The following is a 12,125-nucleotide window of genomic DNA, read 5'->3' as shown; positions in this document are numbered from 1 at the left end:
GCTCAGCCCTCGACGCGCTTCTTGAGCTCCTTGAGAGCCGTGTCCAGGATGACCTTCTCGGCCTTGCGCTTGATCATGCCCAGCATCGGGATCGAGAGGTCGATGGTGATCGAGTAGGTGACCTCGGTCCGACCGCCGGTCTCCACGAGCGTGTAGGAGCCGTCCTGGCGCTTCTGCATCTGGCCCTTGACCAGGGTCCAGGTGACCTTGCGGTCGTCGTCCCAGGTGTAGTCGAGGACGTAGTCGTCCTTCACCGCGCCGGCGTCGAGGACGAAGTGGACCCGGCGGGCCCGCCCGTCCGGTCCGGCCTCCAGCACCTCGACCTGCTTGGCCGCGGAGACCCACTGCGGGTAGGCGGGGAAGTCGGCGATGACCGCCATCACGTCGGCAGCGGGTGCCTCGACGACGATCGACTGCGTGGACTGGTCGGCCATGGTCAGCAGGCTAACGGTTCCCGGAGGGCGGAGAGCCGGTCAGTCACCCGTTCCGCTACTCACGGGTAGGAAGTGCCCGCTAGATTGTCCGGAACGATCCTGGTCAGGGACCGGTGGGCGACGGTGCCCGCCGGCGGCCAGGGAGGAGAGGACCAGGCGTGCGCGAGTTCAGCGTTCCTGTGACCACCGAGGTGCAGCCCGACGCGGCCCTGACCGACATGCTCGCCAGCAACGTGGCGGAGCACGGCTCGGAGGTGGGCCTGCGGCGGCGGCGCGACGGCCAGTGGCGGGATGTCACGTGGCAGCAGTTCGGCGACGAGGTGCGGGGGGTCGCCAAGGGGCTCATCGCCTCGGGCGTGGCCGCCGGCGACCGCGTCGCCCTCCAGGCCAAGACCCGGTACGAGTGGACCGTCTTCGACTTCGCGATCTGGACCGCCGGCGCGGTCGTGGTCCCGGTCTACGAGACCAGCAGCCCCGACCAGGTCGCCTGGATCCTCTCCGACTCCGGTGCCACCGCGATCGTCGTGGAGAGCGGCGAGCACGCCGCGGCGGTCGAGTCCGTGCGCGAGCAGGCGCCGAGCCTCGTGAGCGTCCACGTGATCGACGACGACGCCGTCGGCGCCCTGATCGCCGCGGGCAAGGACGTCCCCGACTCCGAGCTGGATGCCCGCCGGGCGACCCTGGGCGCCGACAGCCTGGCGACGCTGATCTACACCAGCGGCACCACGGGCCGGCCGAAGGGCTGCGAACTCACCCACGGCAACTTCCTGTTCGAGATCGAGAACGGCATCACGCTGCTCGACCGGTTCATGAGCGTGCAGGGCTCGCTGCTGCTGTTCATCCCGCTGGCCCACGTGCTCGCCCGCGTCCTGCAGGTCGGCGCGATCTACAACCGCACGGTCATCGGGCACACCCCGGACGTCAAGAACCTGCTCGAGGACCTGGGCGAGTTCAAGCCCAGCTTCGTGCTGGCCGTGCCCCGCGTGTTCGAGAAGGTCTACAACTCGGCCAGGGGCAAGGCGGAGGCCGACGGCAAGGCCAAGATCTTCGACAAGGCCGCCCAGGTCGCCATCGACTGGTCGCGCGCCCAGGACACCGGCGGCCCCGGCATCGCCCTGCGCGTCCAGCACGCCCTGTTCGACAAGCTGGTCTACGGGAAGCTGCGCGCCGCCCTCGGCGGCAACTGCCTGGGCGCCATCTCCGGCGGCGCTCCGCTGGGCGACCGGCTCGGGCACTTCTTCCGCGGCATCGGCGTCACCGTGTTCGAGGGCTACGGCCTCACCGAGACGACCGCCGCCGCGTCGGTCAACCACGACGAGGCTCTGCGGATCGGCACCGTGGGCCAGCCGCTGCCCGGGGTCACGTTCCGGATCGCCGACGACGGCGAGGTGCTCATCAAGGGCGGCATCGTCATGCGCGGCTACTGGAAGAACGAGGACGCGACGAAGGAGGCCATCGACGCCGAGGGCTTCTTCCACACCGGCGACATCGGCGAGCTCGACGCGGACGGCTTCCTCAAGATCACCGGTCGCAAGAAGGAGATCCTGGTGACCGCGGGCGGCAAGAACGTCGCCCCCGCCGTCCTGGAGGACCGGCTGCGCTCCCACCGGCTGGTCAGCCAGTGCATCGTCGTCGGCGACCAGCGCCCGTTCATCGCCGCGCTCATCACCCTCGACGAGGAGGCGCTGCCCCAGTGGCTGGAGTCCAAGGGCAAGCCCGCGGGCACGACGGTCGAGCAGATCCGTGAGGACGCCGACCTGAAGGCCGAGATCGACGCCGCGGTGAAGGACGCGAACAAGGCCGTCTCGCAGGCCGAGGCGATCAAGAAGTTCCACATCCTGGGCACGGACTTCACCGAGGACAACGGGATGCTCACCCCGAGCCTGAAGCTCAAGCGCTCGGTCGTCATGAAGGAGTTCGGCGACGAGGTCGAGGCGCTCTACACCCGCTAGCAGAAGGACCCCCTCGCCCCCCACGGCTCGCACGCTCGCCGCGGGACCCTGCGAGGGGGCCGAGGCGCCGTCCTGCACCTGCAGGGCGGCGCCTTGTCGCGTTCAGGGGTCGAGCAGGTCGCCGAAGGTGCGCGCGATGGTCTCCCACGACCAGCTCTGCTCCACCCACGCCCGGCCGGCCGCGCCCATGGCCCGGGCCCGCGCGGGGTCGTCGAGCAGGCCGGCCAGCGTGGCCGCCACCGCGTCCGGTGACCGCGGGTCGACGACGTGCCCGGTGACGCCCTCCTGCACGGCCTCCGGCGCGCCGCCGGAGGTCCCGGCGACGACGGGCAGGCCGCAGGCGGCCGCCTCGAGGAACACCATGCCCAGGCCCTCCACGTCGAGCCCGCCCCGGCGGGTGCGGCACGGCATCGCGAACACGTCGCCCGCCGCGTAGTACGCCGGGAGCTCGGCGGTGTCCACCCCGCCGGTGAGGACGACGGATCCCCCCAGCCCCCGCGCGGCGACGGCCCGCCGGAGCGCCGATTCGTCGGGTCCGCCGCCCACCAGGAGCAGCCGGGCGGAGGGGTGCCGGGCCAGCACCTGGGACCACCCGCGGACCAGCACGTCCTGCCCCTTGCGGGCCACCAGCCGGGACACGCAGACGACCACCGGCGCCTCCCCCAGGCCGTGCCGGCGCCGGACCGCCGCGCCGTCCACCCGCGGGGTGAACCGGTCGACGTCCACCCCCGGGGACAGCTGTGCGAGCCGGGTGCGCCCGCCGAGCGCCGGGGCGAGCCGCGCGCGGGTGTACTCGGTGATGAAGGTGAGCACGTCCAGCCCCCCGGCGATGCGCTGCATCACCTGCCGGCTCCCCGGTAGCGCCACCCAGCCGGTCTCGTGGCCGTGCGTGGCACCGACCAGGTGCCGCACGCCGGCCCTGCGCAGCGTGGGCGCCAGCAGTCCCAGCGGCGCGGCGGCGCCGAAGAACGCGGTGTCGCAGCCGTACCGGTCGACCAGCTCGACGGCCGCCCGGGCGGTCGCCCGCGTGGGCAGCAGCATGCCCGTGGGCCGGCGCACCACCGGGTAGGGCAGCGTGGCGTCGTGCTCTGCCGAGCCGGGGTGGTCCGAGGCCAGCACGACCAGGGAGTCCGGCGGCCGCCGCTCGAGCAGGGCGGCGACGAAGGTCTGGATGCCGCCCTGGCGGGGCGGGAAGTCGTTCGTGACGACCAGGGTCCGGGTCACCGCCGGCCCTCCAACCGGGCCCAGTCCTCGGCGAGCGCGATCCGCTCGGAGGTCGTCGGGTGCGAGCCGAAGAACCAGCGCCAGGCCGCCGGCGGGTCCGGGTCGGACAGGTTGCTCTCGGCCAGGCCGCGCTGCATGGCGACGAACGCCTCCGGGTCCCGCGTGAGTTCCAGTGCCGCGACGTCGGCCCGCGCCTCGATGTGGCGGGAGACCAGGTTCTGCACCGGCGTCGCCACGAGGGTCCCCGCGGCGACCAGCAGCAGGAGCAGCGGCACCACAGCCGGGTCGCCCGGTCCTTCGGCACCCGCACGCCGCAGCAGCCGGGGCGAGGTCAGCACCCCGCCGAGCAGCGCCACGCCGCCGGCGCCGCCGAGCGCGCCCAGGAGGGTGCCGGTGAGGACGTCGTCCGCGGCCACGTGCCCGAGTTCGTGCGCGGCGATGGACTCGATCTGCTCGTCGGGCAGCCGGTCGAGCACCGTGTCGTACACGACGATGCGGCGGGTGGAGCCGAAGCCCGACACGTAGGCGTTGAGCGTCGTCGTCCGGCGGGAGGCGTCGGAGACGAGCACGTCCTGCACGGGGGTGCCGTTCTCCTCGGCCAGGGCGAGCAGGTCGCTGCGCAGCTGGCCGGCCGGCATCGACTCGAAGCTGTTGAAGGCCGGCTCGATGACCACCGGCCAGAGGAAGGAGCCGACGATCACCAGCACGGCCGCACCGGCGCTCGCGAGGGCCCACCACGCGCGCGAGGCGCGACGGGCGAGCCAGACGAGGACGGCCACCCCCAGGGCGGTCAGGGCGGCGTCGATCGCCGTCGACACGGCCACGTCGCGCGCCCACAGGCCCCAGCTGCGCGTGGACAGGCCGTACCGGTGTCGCACCACCTCGCCGTAGGCCGAGAGCGGGAGCGTGAGCAGCCGGCCGATCACCGCGAGCGCGAACACACCCAGCAGCACCTGCCACGCCCAGCGCCCGCGCCGGGGCGCGGGCAGGCTCCGCACCAGCCGGGCGCCGAGGCGGGTGAGCCCGAGCGCGGCGGAGACGGCCAGCCCCAGCAGCAGGGAGGCGAGGGAGGCGGGCCGGATGGCGGCGGCGAAGGCCTGCGCGCGATCGACCTGCTCGGCCGGCAGGCCCGCCGTCGGATCGGTCGGCGTACGCCCGCCCGGCGGCTCCGGCAGGACCTCCCAGGGGGTGCCGACGGCGACGACGACGGCGAAGGCGGCGAGCAGGACGGCCGCGGCCAGCAGCGCCGCACGGCGGCCGGTCATCCGAGGCCCCCGGGAACGGTCGCCTGGCCCGGAACCGTCACGAGCAAGGGGCACCGGCACGCACGACCTCGATGCTACTGAGCGGGGTCTCTCCGGCTCCCCCGGCAGGACCCCGCGCACCCACGACGAAGGCCGGCGACCTCCCGCAGGAGATCACCGGCCCTCGTCGAGTTCGGCCCCGTCCCTGGTCCCACCCTGAGCCTGCGAAGGGTGGGGAGGACGGGGTCCTTTCTCAGGCGACGCGACGGGCGCTGTTGTAGCTCGGCATCGAGTCGATGCTGGCGACCTTCACCGGCTGGCTGGAGGTCGAGGCGTGCACCATCTGACCGTTGCCGATGTACATGCCGACGTGGCTGACCGGGCTGTAGAAGAACAGCAGGTCGCCCGGCTGCAGCTCGCTCCGGGAGACCGCCCGGCCCATCTGCGACTGGCTGCGGCTGGAGTGCGGCAGCGAGATGCCTGCGGCCGCGTAGGCGTAGGACGTCAGACCGGAGCAGTCGAAGGCGTCGGGGCCACCGGCGCCCCACACGTAGCGGTCCCCCACCTGGGCCAGCGCGGTGTCGACGGCGACCGCGGCCGCTCCGCTGGCTGCGGCGGCCCGGGCCGGAGCGGGGGCTGCGCTGGGGGCGCTGCGCTCCGTGCCGCGGGAGGCGCGCACGGGCTGGGAGTCACCCTGTGCCCGCTCGACGAGGGCCCGCTGCGCGGCGTCGAGGGCCTCGTACTGCCGCTGGTAGTCGGCGATCTTGGCCTCGAGGGCCTGCTGCTGCGCCTGGATGTCCGCGACGCTGCGCTCGGCCTCCTCGCGGGCCGAGCGGGCCTCGTCGCGGGAGTCCTCGGCACGGTCGGAGGCCTCGGCGACCTCGCTGACGGCCGCAGTCGTGTGGCCGGCGATCGCCTCGAGCGTCCCCATCTGGGAGACGAGCTCCTCGGCGGAGCCGCTGGAGAGCAGCACGTCGAGCTGGTTCATGGTGCTGTTCCCGCCGGTGTAGGCGGAACGAGCCAGCTGGCGGATGCGCCCGTCGAGGGCGGCCCGCTGCTGCTGGGCCTCGAAAGCGGCCTTCTCGGCGCTGTCGACGGCCGACTGCTGGCGCTCCAGGTCGACCTTGGCCTCGTTCAGCTTCTCGCTGACGACCTCGAGCTCGCGGCTGGCGTCGGCCACCAACTGGGCAGCCTCGGCCGTGCTGGTGGGGTTGCCGGGGACGGCGGCGGCGGTGCCCGGGAGGACCGTGAAGGTCAGGGCGCTCGCGGCGCCGATCAGCAGGCCGGCGCGGAGGCGGCCCACCCGGCGGGCAGGACCGGCCGGATCGGGGCGGAAGGGGGTGAGTACGTGCGGGGGCAGGGCGTGAGGGGTCGCCACGAGCGGCGGCTCTCCGTTTCTTCCTCTTCACCGCCTACCGAGTTAGCTGACGGGTTCGGGCGGGGAAGATCGGCCCTATCCCCTGCTGGACCGGCGGACCGGCTCTACAGGGGAACTCACCCCAGAACTGCGGTGGGTCCCCGGTTCACCTCGGACGGCCTGTCGGACGTCGTGCGGCGATTCGGCGGTGTCCGGCCGAGGCCACCCGTCTGCGGATGACGACCACCCGGTCGGACGCAGCGACCCTACGTTCGTGATGTAGCCGTGACAAACCCGAGCAGCAGGTAAACCTGTGACGAGAATCTCGACGCGCTCAGCGCGCCTCCCACAGTTCAGCGCTGCGTAGGGGTACATGCACCGTCCGCAGCCGGATGGGTGGCGGTCCGCACGGCTCAGCCGGTCTGCTGGTCGGGCGAGATCCCGCCGCCGTCGGCCGTCCCGCCGCCGCGGTGCCGCAGGGGCGGGACGAGCCCGAACTCCGCGAGGGCGCGCACGGCGCGGCGCTCGACGTCGTCGAACTCCACCACGACGCCGGGCGGTGGCACGACGACGTCCTCGGCGGCGGGCGCGGGGCCGGTGGCGCGGGCGCGTCCGGTCATGGGCACCACGACCGGGTCGACGCCCTCCCAGCCCGGCGGGGCCCCCAGCAGGACGGTGACGACGCAGTCGGTGCAGCCGGTGCCGCGGACGGTGCAGGTGTCGCAGTCGATGAGCATGTCTTCTCCTCCGTGAGTCGTCCGCACGGTAGGAGCGGCCACCGACAATCCGCGGTCCCGGAGCTCAGGTCCCGGCGTACTCCCAGTGCCAGGGCTCCTCGCGGCCGTTGCCGGGATCGGCCCACGTCGGGTGCAGGAAGCCGAAGCGGCCGGCGTTGGCCACCATCCACGCGTACTGCGGCGTCCCGAAGGTCTCGACGCCGCCGCAGAGGTCCACCGCCAGGCCCCACCCGTGGTTGCTCGTGCCCGGGACGGCGGCCAGCGCGGGCTTCTCCCCGTACAGCTTCACCTGGCCGGCGTAGGTGCGGTAGGAGTCGGTGATGCACAGCGGGCCGCCGAACGCGGCGGCGTAGGCCGCCGACATCGCGCGGTAGGCCGCGGCCGCGTCGCAGCGCAGGGAGTGGCCCGCCGCTCCGAGCGGGCACATCGCGCTCGGCGGGATCAGGCCGTTGGGGTACCCGCCCCACTGCCGCGCCCCGTCGTAGCTCGGCGGGTAGACGGTGTTGCCGCACTCCATGCGCAGCGCACCCGCGGCCGGTCCGGGCGCCGCCACGGGCGCCCGCTGGCCGAGGGCCGGCCGGCCCACCCCGAGTACCTGGTCGGCGGGCAGGGTGCGCACCACGACCGCGCCGGCACGGGCGTCGGCCGCCAGCATGGTGCGCGGGTCGAGGGCGATCCCCACGTGCCCGAGCCCGGCCTCCTGGGTCCCGAGGAAGACGAGGTCGCCGGGCAGCACGTCGACGGGGGCGACCGGGGTCGTGACGGCGAACAGCTCCGCCTGGTCCTCCGGCAACGGGATGCCGGCCCGGCCGTACACCGACTGGACCAGCGAGCCGCAGTCCCAGGACTCCGGCCCGGCGGTGCCCGGCGCGTAGGGCTGCCCGAGCGCATCCATCGCCGCCGTCACGGCGGCGAGCGTCTCGGCGGGCAGCACGAGCAGCGACGCGGGCTGACCGGGGAGTTGTGCGGCACCGGGCTGGGCGCCCCCACCGGCGGCACCGACCGGCACCAGGCGCTCGGGAAGCCCGGCGGCCGGGTCCCGCAGCGCCCCGGACGGCGGCGGGACCACCCCGGTGGCGGTGAGCTGGTCGAGATAGGCGCGCCAGCTGGCCGCCGTCCGCTCGTTGACCTCGACCTGCTCGCGCTGCAGCTGGGCCAGCTGACGGTCGACCGCACCGAGCGCGGCGTCCAGCTCCTCGGTCACCGCCGACGCCTCGGCCTCGAGCTCGGCCGCCCGGGCACCCACCTCGTCGGCACGGGACCGCGCCTGCTCGAGCGCCGCGGCGGCCCGCTGCTGCTGCTCCAGGGCCGCCTGCCGCTGCGTCTCTGCCGCGCCGATCACCGTGGCGGCGTGCCGGTCGACGACGTCCAGGAAGCCCAGGGCGGAGACCACGTCACCGGGATCGCCGCCGCTGAGCAGCAACGACAGCGGGGTGATCGCCCCGCCGTCCCGGTAGACCGCCGAGGCGTACCGGGCGACGAGCTGCTGGTGGCCGGCCAGTTCGCCCTCGGCGTCGCCCAGCACCGCCTGGGCGTCGGCCACGGCGCGCTCGGCCTCGCCCAGCGCCTCACGCGCGGCCTCCACCTCGCCCTGCTGCGACCGCAGGCCGCGCTGCACCTCCGCGGCGCGCTGCTGGAGCTCGTCGAGGGCACGGCTGTCCAGGACACCGGAGGTGCCCCCGGGCTGGTCGCTGGGCGCAGCGGACACGGGAGCAGCCGTCGCGGTCAGGGCCACGAGGGCCAGCGGCGCGAGCAGCAGCGACGCCGAGCGGCGGATCGCCCTCGGCCGTGGGGAGCGCCACGGGGAGCGCGGGGACATCGGACCACCTTCGCGGATGTGGGCAGCGTCGCCCACCGCTGGAATGTTGTCCCCATCACGGGAGAAGCGCCAGGTGAGCGGCCCGGTTCCGCCCGGCCGGGCGAACCGGGCGGCACGGGCGGGTCCGGACCGGTCGGCGCGGCGTCCCCAGGACTGTCGGCACCCCGACCTACCGTCCGGCCCGTGAGCTCCTCCCCTCCCCTTCCCCGGTACGTGCAGGGAACGATCGAGGAACTAGGCACCCCGCTGGCCGAGGTCACCTTCGTGGTCGTCGACCTCGAGACGACCGGTGGGTCGCCGAAGGACTGCGCGATCACCGAGATCGGCGCGGTCAAGGTGCGCGGGGGTGTGGTGCTGGGCGAGTTCCAGACCCTGGTCGACCCGGGTCAGGAGATCCCGCCCTACATCAGCGTGCTCACCGGCATCACGACGTCCATGGTCGCCGCCGCGCCCCGGATCGGGACGGTCCTGCCGGCCTTCCTGGAGTTCGCCCGCGGCGCCGTGCTCGTCGCCCACAACGCACCCTTCGACCTCGGCTTCCTCAAGGCGGCGTGCGCCCAGAACGGCATCCTGTGGCCCGCCGCGGCGTCGGTCGACACCGCGGTGCTGGCCCGCCGGCTGCTCACCCGCGACGAGGTGCCCAACTGCAAGCTGGGCACCCTCGCACCCTTCTTCCGGGCCACCACCTCCCCGACGCACCGCGCCCTGGACGACGCCCGTGCCACCGTCGACGTCCTGCACGGGCTCTTCGAACGTCTCGGGCCGCTGGGCATCTCGTCGCTGGAGGAGCTGACCGGCCTCACCCGCCAGGTCGACCCCGAACGCCGCCGCAAGCGCCACCTGGCCGACTCCGTCCCGCACGGCCCCGGCGTGTACCTGTTCCGCGGCCCGCGCGACGAGCCGCTGTACGTCGGGACGTCGACCGACCTCCGCACGCGGGTGCGCAGCTACTTCACCTCGGGTGAGCAGCGCAGCCGGATCACCGAGATGGTGGCGCTGTCCCAGCGGGTCGACGCGATCCCGTGCGCCCACGCCCTCGAGGCGGCGGTGCGCGAGCTGCGGCTGATCGCCGAGCACAAGCCGCGGTACAACCGCCGGTCCCGGTTCCCCGAGCGCGCCCTGTGGGTCCGGCTCACCGACGAGCCGTTCCCCCGGCTGTCCGTGGTGCGCCGCGTGCGCCCCGGCTCCGGCGTGTTCCTCGGCCCCTTCCCCGACCGGCGGGCCGCCGACGCCGCCGTCGCGGCCGTGCACGAATCGCTCCCGCTGCGGCAGTGCACCGCCCGCATCCCGGCGCGGGCACCTTCCGGCTCGGCGTGCGCCCTGGCCGACATGGGCCGGTGCGGTGCCCCGTGCACGGGCGCCCAGTCCGTCACCGAGTACGCCGACGTCGCAGCCGTGCTTCGGGCGGCCGTCGCCTGCGATCCCACCGCGTTGGTCACGCCGCTCCTGCACCGGGTCGAGCGGCTGGCCGCGGAGGAGCGCTACGAGGACGCAGCGGTCCTGCGCGACCGCGTCGCCGTCCTGCTGCGGGCCGTCCGCCGGCGCCAGCGGCTGGAGTCGCTGGCCGCCGTCCCGGAGCTGGTCCTGGCCAGGCCCGACGGCACCGGCGGCTGGGAACTGTCCGTCGTCCGCCGGGGGCGGCTGGTGTCCGCGGGCGTGGCACCCCGCGGCGCCTCGGTCCGCGGGACGCTGGCGGGCCTGCTCGCCACCGCGGAGACCCCGCTGGGTCCCGACGGCGAGATCGCCGCATCGGTCGACGAGACCGAGCTCGTGCTGCGCTGGATGGAGAAGTCGGGCACCCGGCTGGTCGAGCTGGACGGCACGCTGGCCAGCCCCGCCCCCGGCACCGGCCCCTTCAGCAGGTTCCTCGCCATGGCCGACGGCAGCAGCACCCGGCGCGACCCCTTCGCCGACGGGCGGTCGCTGGGCACCCGGGCACGCCCGGACCGGATCACCGCGGGCGTGGGCACCGGACCGCGGGCCCGGCTAGCATCGCCGACGTGATCACCGCCATCGTGATGATCGATGCCGCCACCGACTCGATCCCCGAGGTGGCCGCCGCGATCGCCGACCTCGACGGGGTCAGCGAGGTCTACTCCACCGCCGGCGAGGTCGACCTGATCGCGATCGTCCGGGTGCGCGAGTTCGAGCAGATCGCCGAGGTCATCGCCGGGCGCATCAACAAGGTGCCCGGGGTGCTCGAGACCGAGACGCACATCGCCTTCCGCGCCTACTCCCGCCACGACCTCGACGCGGCGTTCTCGATCGGCTTCGAGTCCGCGGACTAGCAGCTCAGCGATCGTCGCGCACGGCGCGGCTCACCGTCACCCAGCGCTCCAGCAGGGCTCCGGCCCGGCCGTCGTCGACCGCCGCGGCGGCCCGCTCCAGCCCGGCGGCGAGCCCCTCGCGCAGGGCGGTGGACTCCCCGTCGAAGGCGGCGAGCGCCGCGGCGGCGTTGAGCAGCACGGCGTCGCGCACCGGCCCCCGCTCCCCCGCCACGACCCGCCGGAAGACGTCGGCGTTGTGGGCGGGTGAGCCACCGCGCAGGGCGTCGGGCCCCGATGCCGGGATCCCCAGCCCCGCGGGGTCCACCCGGTCGGGGACGACCACGCCGTCCCGGACCACCCAGGCCGACGACGTCGTCGCCGTCGTCAGCTCGTCGAGGCCGTCGTCGCCGCGGAACACCACCGCCCGGCCACCGCGGGCGGCCAGGACCTCCGCGAGGACCGGCGCCATCACCCGGTCGGCACAGCCGATGGCCGCGGCGACCGGCCGTGCCGGGTTCGTCAGCGGTCCCAGGAAGTTGAAGACGGTGGCGATGCCCATCTCCCGCCGGGGGGCACCGGCGTGCCGCATGCCGGGATGGAAGACCGGCGCGAAGAAGAAGCCGATGCCCGCCTCCTGCACGCAGCGGGCGACACCGGCGGCCGGCAGGTCGATGACCACGCCGAGCTCCTCCAGCACGTCCGCCGCACCGGAGGACGACGACGCCGCCCGCCCACCGTGCTTCGCGACCGGCACGCCGGCAGCCGCGGTGACCACCGCCGCCATCGTGGAGATGTTCACGGTGTGCGCGCCGTCGCCCCCGGTGCCCACGATGTCGACGCACGCGAGCGGGAGGTCGACCGGCGTCGCCTGGGCCAGCATCTCGGCGGCCAGCCCGGCCACCTCCTGCGCCGAGGCGCCCTTCGCGCGCAGCGCCACGGCGAAGGCGGCGATCTGCGCGGGCGTGGCCTCGCCGGTCATCACCTCGCGCATCGCCCAGGCGGTGTCAGCGGCGGCGAGGTCCTGCCCGGCGAGCAGCCGGTTGAGCATGCCCGGCCAGGACGGTCGGGAGGGTGGGGCGGCAGTCACCGCG

The 12,125-nt window shown here is 74.5% G+C and carries 10 protein-coding genes and 1 riboswitch; of the genes, 3 read left to right on the top strand and 7 right to left on the bottom strand.

Going from position 1 to position 12,125, the window contains the following annotated elements; translation table 11 throughout:
* Positions 1 to 2 precede the first annotated feature (2 nt).
* Positions 3 to 434 (bottom strand): SRPBCC family protein, encoded by a 432-nt coding sequence (locus BLS70_RS10400; protein ID WP_091766919.1) that lies wholly within the window; start codon positions 432 to 434, stop codon positions 3 to 5.
* Between the two features lie 158 nt (positions 435 to 592).
* Between BLS70_RS10400 and BLS70_RS10395 the strand changes: the two genes are divergently transcribed.
* The gene (locus BLS70_RS10395) at positions 593 to 2,386 is read left to right on the top strand and encodes an AMP-dependent synthetase/ligase (protein ID WP_091766916.1); all 1,794 of its coding nucleotides are present in this window, start codon (positions 593 to 595) and stop codon (positions 2,384 to 2,386) included.
* 102 nt (positions 2,387 to 2,488) lie between these two features.
* On the opposite strand, the gene BLS70_RS10390 is transcribed toward BLS70_RS10395, so the two are convergent.
* From BLS70_RS10390 to BLS70_RS10370, 5 genes are all read right to left on the bottom strand, one after another.
* Positions 2,489 to 3,610, bottom strand: a complete 1,122-nt coding sequence (locus BLS70_RS10390) for a glycosyltransferase family 4 protein (protein ID WP_091766914.1) — start codon at positions 3,608 to 3,610, stop codon at positions 2,489 to 2,491.
* A complete protein-coding gene (locus BLS70_RS10385) occupies positions 3,607 to 4,875 on the bottom strand; it encodes a M48 family metallopeptidase (RefSeq protein ID WP_091766910.1) in 1,269 nt (422 codons plus the stop codon). The genes BLS70_RS10390 and BLS70_RS10385 overlap by 4 nt, the downstream gene beginning before the upstream one ends.
* A 232-nt stretch (positions 4,876 to 5,107) precedes the next feature.
* Positions 5,108 to 6,232, bottom strand: coding sequence for a C40 family peptidase (locus tag BLS70_RS10380; protein WP_091766908.1), 1,125 nt, complete (start codon positions 6,230 to 6,232; stop codon positions 5,108 to 5,110).
* Between the two features lie 16 nt (positions 6,233 to 6,248).
* A riboswitch (cyclic di-AMP (ydaO/yuaA leader) is annotated at positions 6,249 to 6,429 on the bottom strand.
* Positions 6,430 to 6,624: 195 nt separating this feature from the next.
* Positions 6,625 to 6,948 carry a hypothetical protein gene (locus BLS70_RS10375; RefSeq protein WP_091766905.1) on the bottom strand — a complete coding sequence of 108 codons (324 nt, stop codon included), beginning with the start codon at positions 6,946 to 6,948 and terminating at the stop codon, positions 6,625 to 6,627.
* Between the two features lie 64 nt (positions 6,949 to 7,012).
* Complete coding sequence (locus BLS70_RS10370) at positions 7,013 to 8,767, bottom strand: D-alanyl-D-alanine carboxypeptidase family protein (RefSeq protein ID WP_143030387.1); 1,755 nt, start codon at positions 8,765 to 8,767, stop codon at positions 7,013 to 7,015.
* 183 nt (positions 8,768 to 8,950) lie between these two features.
* Between BLS70_RS10370 and BLS70_RS10365 the strand changes: the two genes are divergently transcribed.
* Positions 8,951 to 10,771, top strand: a complete 1,821-nt coding sequence (locus BLS70_RS10365; RefSeq protein ID WP_255362378.1) for a DEDD exonuclease domain-containing protein — start codon at positions 8,951 to 8,953, stop codon at positions 10,769 to 10,771.
* Entirely contained in the window at positions 10,768 to 11,055 is a 288-nt protein-coding gene (locus tag BLS70_RS10360; RefSeq protein WP_091766899.1) for an Lrp/AsnC family transcriptional regulator, read from the top strand. The genes BLS70_RS10365 and BLS70_RS10360 overlap by 4 nt, the downstream gene beginning before the upstream one ends.
* 4 nt (positions 11,056 to 11,059) lie before the next feature.
* On the opposite strand, the gene trpD is transcribed toward BLS70_RS10360, so the two are convergent.
* Positions 11,060 to 12,082 (bottom strand): anthranilate phosphoribosyltransferase, encoded by a 1,023-nt coding sequence (gene trpD / locus BLS70_RS10355; protein WP_091766896.1) that lies wholly within the window; start codon positions 12,080 to 12,082, stop codon positions 11,060 to 11,062.
* Positions 12,083 to 12,125: the final 43 nt, after the last annotated feature.

Source organism: Blastococcus aurantiacus (genome assembly GCF_900102425.1).
GTDB classification, from domain to species: domain Bacteria; phylum Actinomycetota; class Actinomycetes; order Mycobacteriales; family Geodermatophilaceae; genus Blastococcus; species Blastococcus aurantiacus.
The sequence above is the reverse complement of the archived record's forward strand: the minus strand, read 5'-3'. Positions and strand labels throughout refer to the sequence as shown.